The sequence below is a fragment of the Aggregatibacter valvarum genome, from assembly GCF_980468985.1.
Genome location: NZ_OZ413141.1, coordinates 914,110 through 934,928, shown reverse-complemented (window position 1 = coordinate 934,928; position 20,819 = coordinate 914,110). Strand labels below are relative to the sequence as shown.

Below are 20,819 nucleotides of genomic sequence, written 5' to 3'. Positions count from 1 at the left end.
TTTAGTCTTATTATTCAGCCAGTTCTGTTTGCTCGTGTGCCATCAATTCTTGACCAACATCATCTAGCAAACTTAAATAACGTTCATAATGTTTCAACATATCGGCAATTAATTCATCTTGATCCATATATTGCACATCATAACCCACTCGTCCATCAAAGAAATAGGTGTATGGCTCATAAGTCATACTATGCTGGATATGTGGCAAGTTATCATCATTAATTAATTGCTCTGACACCTCACGACCGATAGATTTCACCCCATACATAAAGTCTCGCATCGATTCTTTTTGAATGACCAATTCCACTGCAGGCTCATCTTGTTCAAATAACGTGTTAATTTGTACACTCAATTCATATTTACCAATTAATTCTTGGCGTAGCTCACGCATAGCCGGTAATACCGTATGTTTAAGGAAGCGTAAAATATCTTTTTCTTGCGTTTGGTTCATCATTTGTTCCAAACGTTCTTTCCACTTATCCCCCGTCCAGAAAATACTGGTTGGATTAACTTTGGTATCAAAATATTTTTTATCCGCATTCAAGCCTTTCCATAAACTAAAACACATCAACAACATCAACATGGCGAAAGGTAACGCTACTAATAGTGTCATTGCCTGTAGATTAGCCAAACCACCCGATTGCATTAAAACAATGGCGACAACTGACATTAATATGCCCCACATCACGGCCTGCCAACGAGGTGCTGCAAGGCTTTTATCGCGTGATGCAATGTTATTTAATACATAAATACCGGAGTCTGCTGAGGTGATAAAGAATAAAGAAATCACCACCAAACTCACTAAGCCCGTCACGCCAGAAAGCGGTAAATAATCTAAGAACTTAAAGAGCAACGTTTCAGGCGAAGAAATCATTTGCCCTAACGTACCTGCAGCTTCACCATCATTCAACCAAATGGCTGTATTACCAAATACGGTAAACCACAAGATACCGAACATGCTAGGAATAACCAACACGCCGAAAATAAATTCACGAATTGTACGCCCTTTCGAAATACGAGCAATAAATAAACCGACAAATGGCGCCCAAGAACACCACCATGCCCAATACAGAATTGTCCAACCGCTAAACCAGTCTGTATGTTCTTGTTCATACACATAGGTTTTGAAACTTAATTTTACTAAGTTGCTAAGATACGTTCCGATGTTGTCGCTAAAAGCTGATAACAAATAAAGTGTCGGTCCCGCCACTAAGACGAAAATCAACAAAGAGAAAGCGAGTGTTAAATTCAACTCACTTAAGATTTTTACCCCTTTCCCTACGCCAGAAATCGCGGAAAATGTCCCTAAACTCATTACCACAGCAATCACAACCATTTGTAAGCTGAAGCTATTTTCACTAATCCAACCTAATTGATGTAAGCCTGCACCCAATTGTGATGCACCAAAACCTAATGTCGTGATAACACCAAATAAGGTGGCAAGTAACGCCATAATGTCGATAAGATCACCTAACTTGCCATTAATACGCTCTTTCAATAACGGATAGAAACAAGAACGTAATGCCAAAGGTAATTTGTAACGGAATCCAAAGTAAGCCAATGCCAACGCAATCGTGCCATACACCGCCCAGGCATGAATTCCCCAGTGGAATAAGGTGTGTAACAATGCTTCTTGTTGCTTATGCTCTGCGCTACCTGTGGTAATATCAGATAAGTAATGCGTCAATGGCTCTGCGACACCAAAGAACATCAACCCTACACCCATGCCGGCAGCAAATAACATTGCCAACCAAGAGAGAAAACCGAATTCAGGCTCTTCTTCATCATTGCCTAATTTGATATTACCTAGGCTACTGACTGATAAAATGACTAAAAAGCCCAAAAACACTGAGAATGCTAAGACGTAAAACCAACTAAAGTTGGCAAAAATGCCCGATTTGGCGGTATTTAATAAAGTTTGCGTTTGTTCTGGAGCGATTAAAATCATCGCAACGAGTAACACCACAAAAAATAACGTTACACCAATCACTAAAGGATTGAACGACGTTTGCTTTTCCATAAATTTAGATAAAGACAACGCTTCCCCCTTAAAAATTAAGTGAATAAAAATAAAATCAGATTAAATAAAATAAGGCCTTAAGCCCTAAATGGTGAGATGGAACCATCGCAAATGATAGCACGGAGAGGTGCGATTTTGAAGGAAACGCTCAGTAGGATTTGAGTGGACTGTTTCCAAATACGAAACTTATACTAACAAAATATCATTATTTTTTCAAATTAACGAAAATTTAAATGGCGTAAAAGAAAAAGTGCGGCCAGAAAAATCGTTAAGCCCGAAGTTTTCATTGGTAAAAAAGATGTTAGAACAAGGGCTTAGTAGGATTAAACCGACAGAATGCCCGATTATTCATAGCGACCAAGGCGTATTGTATGGCTCGGCGGAATGGGTAAAGATGTTGGAAGGTAAAGCGGTTCAAAGTATGAGCCGCCGAGAAAATTGCTACGATAATACGGTGATTGAAAGTTTTTTTGCGATACTAAAATCAGCGTGTTTTTACTCACGGACTTATCATTCAATCGCTGAATTACAGGCTGAAATTGAAGAATATTTAGTGTATTACAACCAAAAACGAATTAAACTTGCTTTCAAAGGATTGAGCCCGGTGCAATACCGAGCTCAATATTTAAGTTAACTAACCTGTCCAACTTTTGGGGGGCAGATCATTTTGCTACGCTAGCGCAAAAATCTCACAAAGGAACACGTATGAAACCGTTATTATTGGCACTTTCTTGTGGTGTCTTCTTTAATCTTGCCGAGGGGCATCAAGCGACTTCTGCCGGCAATTTAGAACCGGCGATCATCCCTAATGCGCAAGAATATGTGCTTCACAGCCAATTTACGAAAAAAGATTATCGCATTCAGGTGATGCCTGTTGGAGAAGTAAAGCATATCGGCTATTCCGTCCTTTATGTATTAGATGGCGATGCCCTTTTTCCGGCGGCTGCCAGCATGGCGCAAAACATGATGGCGCGCGCGCAAGAAACCAATGCCGTGCCATTTTTAATCGTCGGCATCGGCTACCCGAATACTCAACTTCTTAATCCAGCAGAACGCGCGCAAGATTATACGCCGCCGTCAGAACGTTACGATAATACCGGCGATAAAACCAATAAAAAATTTGGTGGTGCAGAAAATTTTTATCGCTTTATTCAGAAAGAATTAGCACCGGATTTACATCGCCGTTTTTCAATTAACGCGGCGCAACAAAACATTTTCGGACATTCTTATGGCGGCTTATTTAGTTTATATAGTTTGTTTAATCACCCGAATGGATTCCGCAACTATCTTATCGCCAGCCCTTCAATCTGGTGGAATCAACAACGGATTTTGCAAGATTTTCCTGCATTTTCCGAACATCTGCAAAACATAAAAGAGAATATTGGCGTGCGTTTCACCGCTGGGGAATATGAACAAAAATTGGCGCCCTATATGAAACAAGATCCTCAACGACAAAAGCAGCTAGATCAGCGCGCCATGGTGACACAAGTCAACAATTTAGCGGAAAAACTGAATGCACTACCTAATGATAAGCTATCCGTTGTGAGTAAAATTTATCCTGAAGAAACCCATATGACCAGTGTCATGCCTGCTTTATTAGATGGTTTGAAGTGGCTTTTTTCTCGCTGTAAAACACAAAAAGATTGTGAATTTTAAACATCAAAGTGCGGTGAAAAAATGTTGTACTTTCTCACCGCACTTTGTCTTTATTTATAGCCAACCAAAGTCTGGTTATAAAAACCATACGCTATGCATATGGAGCCAAATAGCTTAAGCGATGAACAGAAAAAATCCTCGCTATATAATTGACAAGGCTGACAACCAAAATTCAACATATAGGACGATTATTTAACCCCTCGTAGCGTGCAACTTGTTGCACGAATAATTAACCTCGATGCATAATTCACGATTTCATGCGTATCGTGCATCTTGATGCACGACCAAATTACGCACGGAACGTTATTTAACGCTTTCGGGCACTCATGATTTCGTGCAACAAGTTGCACGCTACGATTCACTAAAATAGTGATATGAAAATAAACACAGTTACCGGTTTTCACAAGCCCCTTGAGGGACTTGTGAAGTATAGGCCCTTATAGGGGAGCCTAAAAACCGCACGTTTTACATGCGGATTGTTATTCGTCCTATTCATTCTTATTCGAATTTGCTTTATTTTTCTGATTATGTACGTTTAAACGCGCTCCGCGAATGCCATTGCATATTCGTCACATTGTTCTTCTCCGCCTAAGCTGACAAAACCCTCAACCGATTTCTTGTGTTTCATGATGTTATGATACAATCCAATCATTTTTCCCATTAGGTCAGAGTGAGTCAAAATATGATGAGTTTATGGTCTGCTATTTTCATTTTAATTCTGCTGATTATTATCAGTGCTATCGTCTCCTCCGCTGAAATTTCCTTGGCGGGCGCACGTCGCATTAAATTGCAAAACATGGTGAACGAAGGTAACACCAAAGCGGCGTTGGTATTGAAATTACAAGAACAACCGGGGCGTTTTATCACGGTCGTACAAATTGGTTTGAATATGGTTGCCGTGCTTGGCGGTGTGATTGGCGAAGCGACAATTCGTGTCTATTTACAAGCTTTCATTAATCAATACACGGATGCGCCTTGGGCGGAAAGTGCCGCTTCGTGGCTGGCATTTATCATTGTCACGGCTTCTTTTATTTTATTCGCAGATTTAATGCCAAAACGCTTGGCGCTGCTCAATCCTGAAGCAATGGCGTTGCGCACGGTGCGTATTATGCAAGTTTGCATTTTCCTGCTGAAGCCGATTGTTTGGATTTTCGATTCATTAGCGAATGTCATTTTCCGTCTATTTAAAATCTCTACGGTGCGAGTAGAAAGCATGACGCCGGAAGATATTGTCGCCGTGGTAGATGCCGGTGCTGAGGCCGGTGTGCTAAAAGCGCAAGAACATTATCTCATCGAGAACATTTTCGATATGCAACAGCGCACGGTAACCTCTACCATGACCACGCGCGAAAACATTGTGTTTTTAGACCGCACTTTTAATCGTCAACAGGTGCTGGATACTCTGACAAAAAACTCTCACTCTAAATTAATTATTTGCGATAAAGGTTTAGATCACATTCTAGGCTATGTGGAATCGCACAGCTTGCTCACCTTATTCTTAAAAGAAGAACAAGTGCAGGTAACTGATCATCGCTTATTACGCAAACCGTTATTCGTGCCGGACACGCTGTCTTTATATGAAGTGTTGGAACTGTTCAAATCTACCGGAGAAGATTTTGCCATTATTGTGAATGAATATGCTCTGGTTGTGGGTATTGTGACATTAAATGATGTAATGAGCATTGTGATGGGCGAATTGGTTTCCAATGAAGAAGAACAAATTATTCGCCGTGATGAAGATTCTTGGCTTATTGATGGCGCGACCCCATTGGAAGATGTGAAACGCGCCTTGGATATTGAAGCCTTCCCGCATGACGAGAACTACGAAACGATCGCCGGTTTTATGATGTATATGCTACGCAAAATCCCGAAAAAAACCGATTTCGTGTTGTTCGATCGCTATAAATTTGAAATTATCGACACCGAGAATTTCAAAATCGACCAACTGATGGTGTCTTTTCGTAAAGACTTACCGCAGGAAGAGACAACGACAAATTAGCCTGCCATTTCGCCGCAGGCTAACCTAAAGACGCGTTTGAATTAATGCAGTTTTAAGGATGGACGCAAGAAGCGATTTAAACGGCCGACCACAATAATTAAGCCGGTTTTAAAACACCCATGCAAAGCCGCTTGGTGCATACGGTACAGGGAAACGTACATCCATTGGGCAATTTTACCTTCGATGGTCATCGATGAACCACCGGTTAATTTGCCACCTAATGCACCAAATGCGGTAAATTCGGATAATGAAACCAACGATCCTTTATCGTTATATTTAAATTCTTTCAGCGGCTTCCCTTCAAATAAGGCAATGATGTTTTTCGCACAGAAACTGGCCATTTGATGAGCCGCTTGCGCTTTCGGCGGAATAGGCTTGCCATCATCTTGCATAAAGAAACAGCAATCGCCCATGGCAAAAATCGTGTCATCTTCTGTCGTTTGCAGGGTTTTCTTCACAACTAATTGATTAATTCGATTAATCTCTAAACCATCAAAGTTTTGAGTAATCGACGATGTACGAATACCTGCTGACCACACGATTAAATCTGCCGGAATTTGGCTACCATCTTTGGTAATCAAGCATTTTTTATCTGCCTCGACGATCATGGTATTGGTTTTTACTTTTACACCTAACTTGCTTAATTCTTCTGTTGCATCATTAGAAATGCGTTCAGGCAAAGCCGGTAAAATTCGAGGACCTGCCTCAATCAAGGTAACTTTTAAACGACTGCTGTCAATTTCGCCATAACCATAGGAAGACAGATGCTCTGCGGCATTATATAGCTCGGCAGACAGCTCAACACCCGTCGCACCGGCGCCCACAATCGCAATATTAATGTGACCGTCCTCGGCTAATTGCTGCTTGCTTTCTTCTTCGCCAATATCATCCAACGCTTGGTTTTCACGGAATTTTAAGAATAATTCCAACATTTTCTGTTGAAAGCGCATCGCTTGTGCCGGGCTATCTAAAAAGATGCAATTCTCCGCAACACCTTTCGTATTGAAATCATTCGATTTACTTCCGATAGCAATGACCAAATAATCGTAAGGAATACGACGGGAAACCACTATCATATCGCCGTCTTCACCATATACCGGCGCAAGTTCTACATATTTATGTTGACGATTTAACCCCACCATAGACCCTTGCTCAAAATGGAAATGATGATTATGCGCATGCGCACGATAACTCAACGCCTCTACCCCATCATCCAAGGCACCTGTCGCCAATTCGTGTAATAACGGCTTCCATAAATGCGTTTGGTTACGATCAATCAACGTCACATTTGCACGCTTTTTACGCCCCAATTTATTTCCTAAATAAGTCGCCAGCTCTAAACCACCGGCTCCCCCACCGACAATAACGATGTTTTTCATAAGTTTTTCCTAAAAAAATAATTAAACTAAACACAAAAAAGTTACACAATAGCTCAATAGGCCCCTTTACGTCTCAATACAATATTTACCGTTTTAGCGAGAATGACAATATCATTCCACAAAGACCAATTTTTTACATACCAGGCATCTAAATAAACCCGAGTAGAATAATCTACATCATTACGTCCACTAACTTGCCATAAACCAGAAATGCCCGGTCGGACCATTTTATAATAAATAAGATCATCTCCGTAGTACTTCAACTCTAACCTTGTGACAGGACGGGGGCCAACCAGGCTCATTTCACCTTTAAACACATTCCATAATTGAGGTAATTCATCAAGACTGGTTTTACGCAAAATATTACCTATTGGTGTAATGCGAGGATCATTCTTAAGTTTAAATTCTTTATTCCACTGCTGACGAGCTTCAGGATCTCTTGCCAAGATGTCTCTCAAAGCTTGTTGTGAATCCACAACCATTGTACGGAATTTATAGCATTTGAATGTCTTACAGTTACGACCCACTCTCACTTGGCTATAAACAACATTTCCGCCATCTTTTCGAATAATTAAAAATAAACAGAAGAATAACGGTGCAAGCAAAAATAATAGCGCCCCAGAAACAATAATATCAAAAGAACGTTTTACAAAGCGAGTAGAACGTTTGGCAAGATTATTTGGAATACGTAATACAATTGTTTCTGAGCTAAAGAAATGTGAAATTTCTGCACCATAAAGAGGAATACCTTGTAATGCAGGAATAATGGATACATTACGAAAATTCAAAGCAGACAGTTTTTTTACCCAGTAAGCCAATAAGTCCGACTCATTACTCTCTAAAGCAATAAATACTTTTTCATAATGATTTAATTGTGTCAAAAACACTTGCTCAGAAATAAAATCGACATGCTTAGCAAAAACCCCTATTTTCTGGTCAGATACAAACGCGTTTACTTTATAACCTAAATTGGTTTCTTGCTGAATAGCTTTGTAAGCACGAAATGCATTACCCCCTGTGCCGATAATGACACTGGGCATTTCCCATAATTTCATTATTTTCAGGATTTTCTTACAAAAAAAACGAAAAATTGGAAAGCAAAGGAACAATACGATATAGACAGATATCCAAGTTTCGGTGGGATCATGAATCTTAGCAAAAACTAATAATGCTAAATTAATAAAAGAAATAACAAAAATAGAGAAATAAATATCTTTCAATTCATCCCAAAATGGCTTTCTATATGTATAATGGCGATAAAATATCCAAAGAATTACAATACAAGCCAACATAGCGAGTATAAAAGACCCGACACGATAAATAGATCCTTTAAATTCTAAGACATCGCGAGAAAAATCATCTAACGGAGAAAGCCAGTAACCAACAACAATCGAAAAAACAAACGAACAACAATCTGTCAGAATTAAACTTGCCTTATTGATGAGAGGCGTTGAATATTGCACCTTTGTCATTTTTTCCAATATCCCTTGTGCATACTTAGCCACCTACACCATGCATAAGGTAGCTTTTTATAATGATAACCTAATTTAAAACCAACCCATTTGGCAAATGTTGATAATAGCGCTTTAGGTAATAAGTGCGGTGCATTTTTAGATAGAAATTTTAATTCCGAAAGCACGAACTTTTTCCCCTCCGAGGCTGCTTTACCGAAGGTTTGTTGGATCCATGCCTGATCACGCTGAAATACACCAGTATCAAAATAACGTTGAAACTCTTGTTTTAATGTATAGTTATGACTGTGAAATACTGTTGCCTCCGCGCAATAGGCAACTTTATACCCCGATAAAATCATTTTTGCCGTTAAATACATATCTTCCGCTAAAATAGTATTATCCGGAAATCCACCTAATTCCTCAAAAACGGATAGGCGATAAGCCGCAAAAGAATTTGACATAAATGCTGTCTTTATTCCAAGTATAGAAATATCCGCCTGAGATTTCACTTTTGATTCAGACGGATAGTTAAAATAACGGGCATGAGCGGCTAACGGTGTTGCATTATGATGTGGTAACTGTCGCCCACAAACAGCAGCCACTTTAGGATCGGAAAAAGGCGCAAGTAAATTAACCAATGAATCAGAAGATGCCAAAATTGCATCTTGGGTCATAAACACCACAATATCTGCAAAATCTTCCGAAAATTTGACCGCTTGATTGCGCGTTCCCCCGTGATTAAACGCCGATAGTGAAATCGAATGTACACAAAACCCTGCCTCTTCTGATAATTTGACTGTCTCATCAAAAGAAGAGGAATCAATTACAATCACTTGACTGGCTTTCAAGGATTGAGATTGATAGGCATGAACCCAATCCTGCCATTGATTGCCCGCATTGTAGGTTGGTACGCATAATGCAAACGAAAGAGCAGTCATTCTTCTTCCTTATTTTACCAAAAGAGATAATAGCCACTGCTTTAATTTTGGCACACTTTGGTACTCTCTTTTTGAAGAGGGAGGTAAACAATGTGGTTTGCCATATTGTGTAGCAAATTGCTCAAACATTTTAACTTGCCGGATTGCCTGACGAATATTTTTCCAGTAAGACTTAAATCGAATAAAATAATAAAATAGACGCAATTTATGGTTAAACACTCCCACTTGATTTTGGCAATGTTGACGATAATCTAGCAAAGGCTTATCTATAAATTGTGTTTCACCATAATAGCGCGCTAACAGTGCCAACCACCAATCGTGCATATAAAGTTCAGAAAGTTGAGTATAGGATAAAGAATCTAGTGCTAAATTACGTAAAGCACGATTGATCATACAGGCGGCACCTTGCACACAGTTTTTGTACAAAATCGAGTCGTCACTTAAGCATTTGGCACTTAAAGCCTGATAAGCAAAAAAACTAGGCGCAATTTCGTGATTTTGTTCATCAATCAAACGTGCGTCGCTAAAGATGAGTGTTGGTATAGCATTATTTTGCTTTTCCGCAATCTTGGCAAACGCAACGATTTTATTAGTATGCCAAATATCATCTTGATCCGATAAAAAGGTAAAGTCTGCCTCACAATGTTTTAATGCAAACAAAAAATTAGCAATCACGCCTTTTTTCGGACCTTGCATAATGTCATAAGCAGTAAAATTAGCATTAGCAAAGGTATTTCTGACAATAGAAAGCGTCTCATCACAAGATCCATCATCAGACACAATAATTTTTTGAGGCAAAATGGTTTGCGATAAAATACTTTCTAATTGTGAAGATATAAAAGATGCACCGTTGAAGGTGCATACAATTACATCATATTGAAATGCTTTATCCATATGATTCTTTTTTTCGATAAAAGAGTAAATTATTTAGTTTTTCTGTTATGTAATTAACTAATGGATAGACTAAGTAACCATAAAAAAAACTTAATGTTATTACAGTTATTAATATAGAAAATTTCACAAAATTATTTGAATGAGCGACATCAAATGCACTATAAAAAAGTAATAAAATTTGATGATGAACTAAAAATGCTAGAAAGCTGTAACGAGATAACTGGCTAAATAGTTCTCTCATATATTTAGGAATAAAATTTACATCAAATACGCTAGATATAATAATAAAGAAAGAAATTCCAACCATAATAAGCACAAAATGATATGGTATTTTATCTAGTAAAATTGATGTATTTACTAGGATAGCTAGAGCAACAACTGTCAAGATTCCTCTTAGTAACTTGTCTTTCCTAATATTTTGAGCAAAACAAATACCAAAAAAGAACTCTGGTAATCGCATCAGAGGGTTTATTGGTTCCCACATTTCAAATATAGCCCCATATTTTATATGCAAAGAAACAACTAATCCTATTAAAAGGAGAAATGATAACAAAGGCTTTTTTAAACCATATAGAAATAAGATTGGAAAAAACATATATGTTATTAACATATATCCAGTATACCATTCACCAACCAAGTAGTAAGTAGGAAATTTATAAAGGAATAGTCCATCTAAACCGATTATTGTTAACAAGAACTTAATAGCTGGAACACCTTCACCTATTGGCTTACTCAATAATATAAATAATAACGCAACAACAGCATAACTAAGCCAATACGAAGGATAAATAGCTAGAAACCGCTTTCTTATATAAGAGGTTAGAGAAAAATTTTCTTTAGCTGACAGCCCCAAACCAAAACCAGAAGATATAATAAAGAGAGATACTGCGATATCACCAACATTCATTCCTAAAAATTTTAGTCCAAAAAATAACGGAGCATTATTATCTGCATAAAAAGAATGCATATCCAAATGAAATAACATTACAGCAATGCAAGAAATAACTTTAATAAAATCAATATAGAAAAATTTTTCCTTCATAAATTTCTACCTATTTTTTCCCCCACACAGCCATGGAATCATAAGGGCGAGCAGGGAAAACGTTATATTTAGGCTTAATTTTCAGGTTATGTACTGTAATAAACTCTTCTACTGCTGTTCGTAAGCTCTTTGGTTTACCTGAGCAACAGTTAAATATACCAGACTGTTTGCTTGAAATTCTTTCTTCGATTTGTTCTGACAGTTCTCCAATATCAACAAAATCATAAAGCATTTCACCACTGTTCAATGGAAAAAACTCTTGCTCTTCATCTTCTGCTTTTAATATTTTTGAAAAGATAGAATTATTAAATCGATCATCCCCTGTAATGTAATAGAAACGTAACCACTGTAAATTGAGTTCTGGAGTTACACTTGCAAAATCAAACATCGCTTGGCGCAAGAAGTTTTTTGCAATTCCATAAGGACTTCTAGGATTACAAGGTGTATTTTCATCAATAGGTCCAACAAAGTATCCGACCTCATGCATTGTTCCTGCTACAGAGATATTTTTTATACCTAATTCTGCTACAGATGTTAAAAATTCATAATGTTTCATTACATTAGCTAAATGCGAAGGATCACGGTGATTAAATCCTGCTTGCCAAGCTAAGTGTAACAAACATTCTGAATCTTGAACTAATTTAGATTTTTCATTTTGTGATAGTGAAAAAATATTACCATAAAATAATTTTGCACCATTTAAAAAAATATGAGGCATCTCCCCATCAAAAAGTATTGCAGTGACTTTATGACCTTTATTCAGTAAATTTTTAACTACATTTCTACCTATATAACCATTTGCACCAGTTACCATAATTCTCATTTTTTAAATTTTCCTTTTAAGTGGTGATAATAAAATCGAATTCTTCTATATGGACTTCTCGTTATATTGGCCAACCTTGGATAATTAGCTAAAACGTGCATTTTGGTTAATCTAACAATATTAATTAAGAAACTTTTTGTTATAAAACTTTGCCCTTCACCATTAGAATTAGAATTAGAAAAACCAAACAATCTAGCCGACTCAAGCAATCTAATTTGATGTGGGACATCACCATTGGATAAACTTCCTACTAATCTCTGCGTTTTATACTCTAATTTTGTGTAATTTAATTCTGCCATTTCTGATGACATTATATTATAAGCAACATATCCAGCATCATGAGCTACATAAGCTAATATTCTCTCTAACCCATGAGATAAGGTATTATCTATAGGCATTGGTTCAGCGTGAAAATCTTCAAATTTCCAGTTGTATTCAAATAATTTTTTTAGTGCTTGAGGTCTAAACCAATACATCGAACCATATGCCGTATATGGAGAAAAATCATCAAACGGTACATTAATTTTTAATCTCTTAGCTAATTCAAGAGAATATATCTTATTACCAAACCAACTATGACCTAAAGTAGGATATCCAATATGTAACATTGGAGGCATTGCAAAGCCAATATTTTTATTACTATCTAAAAAATGAATTACTTTTGATGTATAGCATCTATCTTTTAGCAAATTTAGATACATCATCTCTTTAAAATGTTCAGAGGCTGCAAACCCTGCCTGCGGTGATTTCTTAGAATGTAGACGGCAGATCCAATCGTAATCCTCAGATAACACCTTATCTTTGCAGGTAATTAGCAAGGAAGACATATCTCTTCCTCTATTTTCCTTAACAACCCTTATATCTAAGTTATTAATGTTTTTATTCTTAATTTTTTCACTATTAAGCAAAGATCTTTTATTATCTTCTGAGCTTGTAGTTATGAGTAAGTCATATGAACATGGAATATTATCTAAATACGATGACAAATCATCTATTAGATCCGCATAATACATATGCAAAATAACCAGTATTTTTATATCCTTACGCAGTTCAACTTCATTGCTTGAGTCAAAAATCTTTAATAAAGATAAGTTTGTAGCTAAATCTTTAGGTTTGCTAATTCTTAATATATTCTGAAAAATTAATGATGTATCATAATCCGATTCTGATTCAATAAGTTCTAACGAGCGTCTCAAAAATAAACATTCTGAATCATGGTAAAGAGGATCATGAAAGAACGGCCGTTTTTTAAGAATCGGGCATCGAGCTTTTAGAGTATTATTAATTTCATTAAATGTTGGATATTTAGTAGAGTAATCATCTGAATCAATATAAATACTGTAACTAAAGCCTTTCTCATGAAAATAATGAGTAAATCTAGATTCATGATAGTTAATAGAGTCTGAATACGAATTAATAGAAGGCATATTTTTCCAATATTCAATAAACTCATAGGACTTTAATAGTTTTCTTCTAATTGCAATAAAATGAGATTGAATATGCTTATGCATAACTCCATGACCAGTAAATGGATTAGGTCTCACTTCTGCATGATCCGTAATTCCCCAGAAATCGACATCTTGATTTTCTGCCCATTCAAATAACTCAGAAAAAGGAAAGATAGGAGCAAAAAAAGTATAGTTTAAGAAAATAACTTCATCATATGAAGCAAGTTTATCAAAGCCAATTTTTTCAATAGCTTCTTTATACCCTCCCACATCAAACCCAACGTTCTCACGACACATAATATAATCTGTACAATGTTGGATTTTTTTACGTGATTCAACAGTTAATCCAGAGTTTGATACAAACCAGATATCCTGAACAAATTCTTTTAATTTTTCAAGTTTATATGGGATATAATCATCAATGATACCATCATGATCATAAAACAAATAAATCGCTAATCTTTTCATTTTTTCCTTAAGTTTAGTTATTAGTTATATAAGACATATATTCTTGAGAAACAGAATGAGTTTCTCCAATAGCTCGAACTTCACCATTATCAATCCAAATAGCTTTAGAGCATAACTCTTTAACTTGCTCAATTGAATGAGAAACAAATAGCAATGTTGTGCCATTACTCAACAAGTTCTCCATTCTCTCTTTACATTTTTGTTGAAAGGCAAAATCACCTACAGCTAATACTTCATCAACAATCAAAATGTCAGGTTTCTGGACTGTTGCAACAGCAAATCCTAATCTAGCAGACATACCTGAAGAAAAATTCTTAATAGGAACATCAATAAAATCATTTAATTCTGCAAAGTCAACAATCTCTTGGAAATGAGATTCAATAAATCTTTTACTATAGCCTAATAATGCCCCATTAAGAAAAATATTTTCTCTTGCAGTCAATTCCAGATCAAAGCCAGCGCCTAATTCAATTAATGGTGAAATAGAGCCATTGACTGTTACACTTCCTTGGTAAGGTCTGATAATTCCTGAAATTAATTTAAGTAAGGTAGATTTTCCTGAACCATTCTTCCCAATCAAGCCCCAAGATTCCCCTCGTTTTACAGTAAAATTAATATTCTTAAGTGCTAAGAACTCTTGAAACATTAGATCTCTTTTTAACATCTTAATAATATATTCTTTTAAACCACTAATACTTTCAGCTGATTTATTAAATCTTACTGTAGCATTTTTCACTTCAATCACTATATCATTCATAATTATTTAGATATAAAGTATAAACTCATTTTCTTTACGATTAAAAAACCAAATGCCGAATAATAATAGAATTATCGATATAATAAAACCTTGAGATAAAGACTCTATTGACAAACTCTGACTATTTAGAATTACATCTCTAAATTGCTCAACATAATTCACCATAGGATTAAGGTTATCATACCACCAACGATATTCTTGAGAAATAATAGACACAGGATAGATTATAGGGGTTAAATACATCCAAATAGAAGTAAAAACACCCCATAAATATTGAATATCTCTAAAAAATACAGTTGAAGCCGATAAAATTAATCCTAATCCTAAACTAAAAATATAAAGTTCTAAGAAAATTATAGGAACCCATAAAACATTCAATGTAATTTCTACTTGAGTAAAAATCATTACAAGAATTAGGGCTATCATTGCAAACAGCATATTAACTAATGAACTTGTTATTTTAGATAAAACAAAAATATACTTTGGTACATATGTCTTTTTAATTAAAGAAGCATTATGAACAATAGCTGTTACAGAACTAGAAGTCGCTTCTGAAACAAAACCAAAAATTAATTGCCCTGTAAGCAGATAGGCTGAAAAATTAGGAATATCAAATTTAAATAAGTTTGAAAAAACTACTGTTAATACAATCATCATCAGCAAAGGATTTAAAATACTCCAAATATAGCCTAAATAACTTCTTCTATATTTTAGTTTAATATCCTTAAGAACAAGCTGCCTCAATAATTCAATATATTTAACTTGATTTATAAAAGATTTCATAAGCAACATCTTATTTAAATATCATAGCATCCTTTAAAATTTTTCCAGCTAAATCTTTTGCTGACAAACTCGGTTCGCCCTCTAAAGGCCATTCAATCCCAACAGTTTCATCATTCCAAATTAAAGAATGCTCAGCTTTTGGATTGTAATAATCAGTGCATTTATAGGTAAATTCTGCCTCATCAGTTAGCACATAAAAACCGTGTGCAAAACCTTCTGGTACCCATAATTGACGTTTATTTTCTGCAGATAACACTTCCCCCACCCATTTACCGAATGTAGGGGAGTTTTCACGCATATCCACAGCCACATCAAACACCGCACCAGACACCACGCGCACTAATTTGCCTTGTGTGTTTTCGGTTTGATAATGTAAACCTCGTAATACCCCTTTTACAGATTTAGAGTGATTTTCTTGCACAAAAGTACGGTTTGCTACATTTTCTTTAAACCATTCATCGCGAAAGGTTTCCATAAAGAAACCACGCTCATCGCCAAATACTTGTGGCTCTAATAATTTGACATCGGGAATTTTTGTATCAATAACTCTCATATTTACTCCACATATGCTTTAATATTTTTCAATGCCTTTTGCCAATTACTTGGCTGAATATCAAAAACTTGCTGAATTTTAGTTAAATCTAGGCGTGAGTTAGCCGGACGTTTTGCTGGAGTTGGATAGTCAGCAGTAGTAATTGGATTTACAATTGGGGCCTTTTTGAGTACTTTTTGTGAAACTGCTTCAGAAAAAATTGCTTTCGCAAAATCATACCAGCTAACATAAGGTTCACCTGTAAAGTTATAGATACCATATTCAATATTTTTGCCTTTAATAATTTGTTCTGCAATATGAATTAGTACTCTTGCAACATCAGCTGCATAAGTCGGTCCGCCAATTTGATCAGCAACAACACTCAATGTATCTCGAGTTTTTGATAAGCGAAGCATAGTTTTCACGAAGTTATTACCATGCTCACCAAATACCCAAGCAGTACGAAGCACAATAAATTTATCGTTAGTTTCTGCAACGGCTTGCTCCCCCTCAAGTTTGGTTCTGCCATAAACGCTTTGCGGAGCAGTTGTATCAGTTTCTTTATATTTACATTCAATCTGCCCATCAAAAACATAGTCAGTCGAAATATGTAGAATCGCTGCATCAATAGACTTAGCCGCTTTCGCTAAGTATTTTGGGCCTTTTACATTAATGGCTTCAGAAAGCTCTACTTCAGTTTCTGCACGATCCACAGCCGTATATGCGGCAGCATTAATAATCACATTAGGGTGAAAATTTTTAATCGTTTTTTTAACTGCAGTTTCATCTGTAATATCCAGTTCATCACGATCTACAGCAAGAATTTCATGTTTACCTTGTAGTTGTTGCACCAAACAATAGCCTACTTGCCCATGCGCTCCTGTAATGAGGAATTTTGCCATTATTTGTTCTCCTTAATTAAACGCAACAAATATTGACCATACTCATTTTTTGCCATTGGCTTGGCAAGTTTTTCCACTTCTTCGGAAGTAAGCCAACCATTACGCCACGCGATTTCTTCTAAACATGCCACTTGCAAACCTTGCACCTTTTCAATAGTGCGAACAAATGAAGCCGCTTCATGCAAGCTTTCATGAGTACCGGTATCTAACCATGCAAAGCCACGACCGAGCAGTTTTACATTAAGCGAACCATCGTTTAAATACATTTCGTTAAGGGTAGTAATTTCCAATTCACCACGAGCGGATGGTTTCACTTGTTTCGCAAATTCCACTACCCTATTATCATAGAAATATAAACCAGTTACCGCATAATTAGATTTTGGTTGTGCGGGTTTTTCTTCAATCGAAATCGCTTTAAAATTTTCATCAAATTCTACTACACCAAAACGCTCTGGATCTTTTACTAGATAGCCAAAAACCGTTGCGCCATAAGGTTGAGCTACCGCTTCTTGCAACATTTGACTGAAGTGTTGACCGTAAAAAATGTTATCGCCCAGTACTAAGCAACAACTATCACCATTAATAAACTCTTCACCGATAAGAAATGCTTGAGCTAACCCATCAGGGCTTGGTTGAATTGCGTATTGTAAATTTACACCAAAGTCTGAGCCATTTCCTAATAAACGCTTGAAACTGTCGTTATCTTCGGGTGTTGTGATAATTAAAATATCACGAATTCCCGCTAACATTAGCACAGAAAGCGGATAATAAATCATTGGTTTATCGTAAACCGGTAAAAGCTGTTTAGACACTCCTCGAGTAATCGGATAGAGGCGTGTTCCAGAACCGCCAGCGAGAATAATACCTTTCATTAGTGTACCTTTAAAAGTGCGGTCAGATTTTATTCTTCATAAATTTCCTTAAAAACTCACCGCTTGTAAATTATTAATTACCTAAACGCTCACGGTTATATGAGCCATCTAATACGCGAGTCCACCATTTTTTGTTATTTAAATACCATTCTACCGTTTTGCGAATACCTGATTCAAAAGTTTCTTGTGGTTTCCAACCTAATTCTCGACCAATTTTGGCTGCATCAATTGCATAGCGTACATCATGGCCAGGACGATCTTTTACATAAGTAATTAAGTCTTCGTATTTCACCACGCCTTTAGGTTTATTTGGAACAAGCTCTTCTAATAGCTGGCAAATAGTGCGAACCACGTCAATATTCGCTTTTTCATTATGCCCACCGATATTATAGGTTTCGCCTACTTTGCCTTCTGTAACAACTTTATATAATGCGCGGGCATGGTCTTCTACAAATAACCAATCACGAATCTGTTGACCATTGCCATAGACAGGCAGTGGTTTACCATCTAATGCATTTAAAATCATTAATGGAATAAGTTTTTCAGGGAAATGGAAAGGCCCATAGTTGTTTGAGCAATTAGTCACAATTGTTGGTAAGCCATAGGTACGTAGCCATGCACGAACTAAATGATCACTTGACGCTTTAGAGGCTGAATAAGGACTGCTAGGTGCATAAGGTGTCGTTTCAGTGAACAAATCATCTGTTCCCTCTAAATCACCGTACACCTCATCTGTTGAAATATGATGAAAACGGAACGCTGTTTTTCCCTCATTGCTTAATGTATTCCAATAAGCACGCGCGGCTTCTAATAACGTGTAAGTACCAACAATATTTGTTTCAATAAAAGCAGCAGGCCCATCAATAGAACGATCAACATGACTTTCTGCCGCTAAATGCATGACCGCATCAGGCTTATGTTGTTCAAATACGCGCGCTAATGCTTTGGCATCGCAAATATCCACTTGTTCAAAAGTATAGCGTAAATTATTCTCCACAGATTCTAGAGATTCTAAATTTCCGGCATAAGTAAGCTTATCGACATTCACCACGCTGTCTTGTGTATTTTCAATAATATGGCGAACAACCGCAGAACCAATAAACCCCGCACCACCGGTAACTAAAATTTTCTTCATAATTTTTCTCATCTTTTTTGTTATAAGTTCTACTAATTATACAGGAACATTGAAAAAAAAGAATGCCTCTTTTTTTACGTAAATTTATAAACATCCCTCACCACCATTAATTCACCTTTCCTTGGCTTATCGTATCGCTTTCCCAGCCTACATATTCACCGGAAAATTTTTCCGCCAATCGTTCAAACTGCTCCACATAACGGAAAATATCATCGTTATCTAACGTCATTTCCTGTTCGATTTTAACGATATATAACCCTTCGTTGTCATCTTCATCCTCAAAAATCATCGGAGCGCTACTGTAACTTATCGTATTGTAGGAAAGATCGCTCAAATTGACCTCTTCCATAAACTGGAACATTTGTGGCTCTTCTGCGAAGTGGAAGGTATGCTCAACAAGGTAAGTGTCCGCAAGATCTCTGCCGTTTTGTAGCAACATAGACAAAATTTCTTCTGTCATATTGAGTTTCATTTCTAACGGTGATGGCAATAAAAAATCAAAGTAGGTATCCCAATTGGGATCCTCTTGCACTGTAATCTCCTCAATGTCGTCTTTAAATTGGTCAAGTACATCGAAAAGTGCGGTGGTTTCATCACAATAAAAATAAAGCTTTAAATAGCCTTCCGTGAAAATATGCCCAGCATAAAGCAATTCTGGTAACGCCGAAATTTGCACCAAAATTTTGAATAATTCTTTAACCACTCGATGATGTTCATCTAACGTCGGCATCGTATTTTCATCCGCCTCGTAAGGCAATGAAACCTGTACAATTTTATTGTATTTATCTGGGGTAAATTGTTCAAAAATATCTAAATTCACGGTGCAAGAGGCCATATTGCCGTTGATAACCGTACGGTAATTTTGCCAATGTTGTTCAGGATTTTTTAATGGCATTACTTAAACTCCGCCCAAATAGGTGCATGATCTGATGGTTTGTCCATCGCCCGAATATCAAGCGCAATCCCGGCATCCACGCAATGCGCTGTCAACGCTTTATTTGCCAAAATATGGTCAATGCGTAAACCGCGATTATCATCAAATCCTTTGGAGCGGTAATCAAACCACGAGAATTTGTCATTTACTGTCGGATTTAAATAACGGAAGGTGTCTTCCAAGCCATACGCATATAAACGCTGATACCATTCGCGCTCTTCCGGCAAGAAGGAACATTTACCGGTGCGCAACCAACGTTTACGATTTTCTTCGCCGATACCAATGTCCAAATCAGATGGGCTGATGTTCATATCGCCCATAATGATCACCGGGTTTTGTGCATTGTGATCTTGTTCCAAATAGCGTTGTAAATCCGCATAGAATTTTTGTTTTGCCGGGAATTTGGTTGGATGTTCGCGGCTTTCACCTTGTGGGAAATAGCCGTTAATCACTGTTAATTGACCAAATGGCGTGTCTAAGTCAATCATGATAATGCGTTTTTGCGCTTCTTCATCATCGGTCGGGAAACCTTTTCTCACCAATAACGGCGCCTGTTTACTCAACAAAGCCACACCATAATGCCCTTTTTGACCAAAATGGTTGACGTGATAGCCAAGATGATCCACCAACTCATAAGGGAAGACTTCATCCGCCACTTTAATTTCTTGTAACCCCAAGACATCCGGTTGATATTTATCGATGATTTCTTCTAATTGATGTGGTCTTGCTCTTAATCCATTGATGTTAAATGACATCACTTTCATATCCATTCCTTATTTAATT

Annotated in this window: 20 protein-coding genes; 3 read left to right on the top strand and 17 right to left on the bottom strand. The window is 36.8% G+C overall.

Annotated elements, in window-relative coordinates:
* Positions 1 to 10 precede the first annotated feature (10 nt).
* Entirely contained in the window at positions 11 to 2,038 is a 2,028-nt protein-coding gene (locus tag AC30SF_RS04300; protein WP_489607668.1) for a BCCT family transporter, read from the bottom strand.
* A gap of 280 nt (positions 2,039 to 2,318) precedes the next feature.
* On the opposite strand from AC30SF_RS04300, the gene AC30SF_RS04295 reads away from it, so the two are divergent.
* Both AC30SF_RS04295 and AC30SF_RS04290 read left to right on the top strand, forming a co-directional pair.
* Positions 2,319 to 2,654: a transposase gene (locus AC30SF_RS04295; RefSeq protein WP_489607667.1), complete on the top strand. Its 336-nt coding sequence runs from the start codon at positions 2,319 to 2,321 to the stop codon at positions 2,652 to 2,654.
* Between the two features lie 71 nt (positions 2,655 to 2,725).
* Entirely contained in the window at positions 2,726 to 3,676 is a 951-nt protein-coding gene (locus AC30SF_RS04290; RefSeq protein WP_489607666.1) for an alpha/beta hydrolase, read from the top strand.
* 535 nt (positions 3,677 to 4,211) lie between these two features.
* On the opposite strand, the gene AC30SF_RS04285 is transcribed toward AC30SF_RS04290, so the two are convergent.
* On the bottom strand, positions 4,212 to 4,337 hold the full coding sequence (locus AC30SF_RS04285) for a hypothetical protein (RefSeq protein WP_489607665.1): 126 nt from the start codon (positions 4,335 to 4,337) through the stop codon (positions 4,212 to 4,214).
* Between the two features lie 24 nt (positions 4,338 to 4,361).
* Here AC30SF_RS04285 and paeA point away from each other — a divergent pair, with 24 nt between their 5' ends.
* Positions 4,362 to 5,675 (top strand): polyamine export protein PaeA, encoded by a 1,314-nt coding sequence (paeA, locus tag AC30SF_RS04280; protein ID WP_489607664.1) that lies wholly within the window; start codon positions 4,362 to 4,364, stop codon positions 5,673 to 5,675.
* A gap of 41 nt (positions 5,676 to 5,716) precedes the next feature.
* Here the strand turns inward: paeA and AC30SF_RS04275 are convergent, their stop codons facing one another.
* The 15 genes from AC30SF_RS04275 to xthA all read right to left on the bottom strand — a co-directional run bounded on the left by AC30SF_RS04275 (position 5,717) and on the right by xthA (position 20,800).
* Positions 5,717 to 7,054 (bottom strand): NAD(P)/FAD-dependent oxidoreductase, encoded by a 1,338-nt coding sequence (locus tag AC30SF_RS04275; RefSeq protein WP_489607663.1) that lies wholly within the window; start codon positions 7,052 to 7,054, stop codon positions 5,717 to 5,719.
* A 53-nt stretch (positions 7,055 to 7,107) separates the two neighbouring features.
* Positions 7,108 to 8,526 carry an undecaprenyl-phosphate galactose phosphotransferase WbaP gene (gene wbaP, locus AC30SF_RS04270; RefSeq protein WP_021616756.1) on the bottom strand — a complete coding sequence of 473 codons (1,419 nt, stop codon included), beginning with the start codon at positions 8,524 to 8,526 and terminating at the stop codon, positions 7,108 to 7,110.
* A complete protein-coding gene (locus AC30SF_RS04265) occupies positions 8,523 to 9,446 on the bottom strand; it encodes a glycosyltransferase family 2 protein (RefSeq protein ID WP_021616757.1) in 924 nt (307 codons plus the stop codon). Before AC30SF_RS04265 ends, wbaP begins: the two co-directional genes overlap by 4 nt.
* A gap of 9 nt (positions 9,447 to 9,455) precedes the next feature.
* Positions 9,456 to 10,340 (bottom strand): glycosyltransferase family 2 protein, encoded by an 885-nt coding sequence (locus AC30SF_RS04260; RefSeq protein ID WP_021616758.1) that lies wholly within the window; start codon positions 10,338 to 10,340, stop codon positions 9,456 to 9,458.
* Positions 10,333 to 11,382, bottom strand: coding sequence for an acyltransferase family protein (locus AC30SF_RS04255; protein ID WP_314401055.1), 1,050 nt, complete (start codon positions 11,380 to 11,382; stop codon positions 10,333 to 10,335). Before AC30SF_RS04255 ends, AC30SF_RS04260 begins: the two co-directional genes overlap by 8 nt.
* Before the next feature lie 10 nt (positions 11,383 to 11,392).
* The gene (locus AC30SF_RS04250; protein WP_314401054.1) at positions 11,393 to 12,205 is read right to left on the bottom strand and encodes an NAD-dependent epimerase/dehydratase family protein; all 813 of its coding nucleotides are present in this window, start codon (positions 12,203 to 12,205) and stop codon (positions 11,393 to 11,395) included.
* Positions 12,202 to 14,121 (bottom strand): rhamnan synthesis F family protein, encoded by a 1,920-nt coding sequence (locus AC30SF_RS04245; protein ID WP_314401053.1) that lies wholly within the window; start codon positions 14,119 to 14,121, stop codon positions 12,202 to 12,204. The genes AC30SF_RS04250 and AC30SF_RS04245 overlap by 4 nt, the downstream gene beginning before the upstream one ends.
* Before the next feature lie 13 nt (positions 14,122 to 14,134).
* Positions 14,135 to 14,878 (bottom strand): ABC transporter ATP-binding protein, encoded by a 744-nt coding sequence (locus AC30SF_RS04240; RefSeq protein ID WP_314401052.1) that lies wholly within the window; start codon positions 14,876 to 14,878, stop codon positions 14,135 to 14,137.
* 6 nt (positions 14,879 to 14,884) lie between these two features.
* Positions 14,885 to 15,670 (bottom strand): ABC transporter permease, encoded by a 786-nt coding sequence (locus AC30SF_RS04235; RefSeq protein ID WP_314401051.1) that lies wholly within the window; start codon positions 15,668 to 15,670, stop codon positions 14,885 to 14,887.
* A gap of 1 nt (position 15,671) precedes the next feature.
* Positions 15,672 to 16,214: a dTDP-4-dehydrorhamnose 3,5-epimerase gene (rfbC, locus tag AC30SF_RS04230; protein WP_314401049.1), complete on the bottom strand. Its 543-nt coding sequence runs from the start codon at positions 16,212 to 16,214 to the stop codon at positions 15,672 to 15,674.
* 2 nt (positions 16,215 to 16,216) lie between these two features.
* The gene (gene rfbD / locus AC30SF_RS04225) at positions 16,217 to 17,095 is read right to left on the bottom strand and encodes a dTDP-4-dehydrorhamnose reductase (RefSeq protein ID WP_314401047.1); all 879 of its coding nucleotides are present in this window, start codon (positions 17,093 to 17,095) and stop codon (positions 16,217 to 16,219) included.
* Positions 17,095 to 17,967 (bottom strand): glucose-1-phosphate thymidylyltransferase RfbA, encoded by an 873-nt coding sequence (rfbA, locus tag AC30SF_RS04220; protein ID WP_314401045.1) that lies wholly within the window; start codon positions 17,965 to 17,967, stop codon positions 17,095 to 17,097. The genes rfbD and rfbA overlap by 1 nt, the downstream gene beginning before the upstream one ends.
* Positions 17,968 to 18,040: 73 nt before the next feature.
* The gene (gene rffG, locus AC30SF_RS04215) at positions 18,041 to 19,102 is read right to left on the bottom strand and encodes a dTDP-glucose 4,6-dehydratase (protein WP_314401043.1); all 1,062 of its coding nucleotides are present in this window, start codon (positions 19,100 to 19,102) and stop codon (positions 18,041 to 18,043) included.
* A gap of 106 nt (positions 19,103 to 19,208) precedes the next feature.
* Positions 19,209 to 19,997: a TIGR01619 family protein gene (locus AC30SF_RS04210; protein ID WP_314401041.1), complete on the bottom strand. Its 789-nt coding sequence runs from the start codon at positions 19,995 to 19,997 to the stop codon at positions 19,209 to 19,211.
* Positions 19,997 to 20,800 carry an exodeoxyribonuclease III gene (gene xthA, locus AC30SF_RS04205; protein ID WP_489607662.1) on the bottom strand — a complete coding sequence of 268 codons (804 nt, stop codon included), beginning with the start codon at positions 20,798 to 20,800 and terminating at the stop codon, positions 19,997 to 19,999. The genes AC30SF_RS04210 and xthA overlap by 1 nt, the downstream gene beginning before the upstream one ends.
* Positions 20,801 to 20,819: the final 19 nt, after the last annotated feature.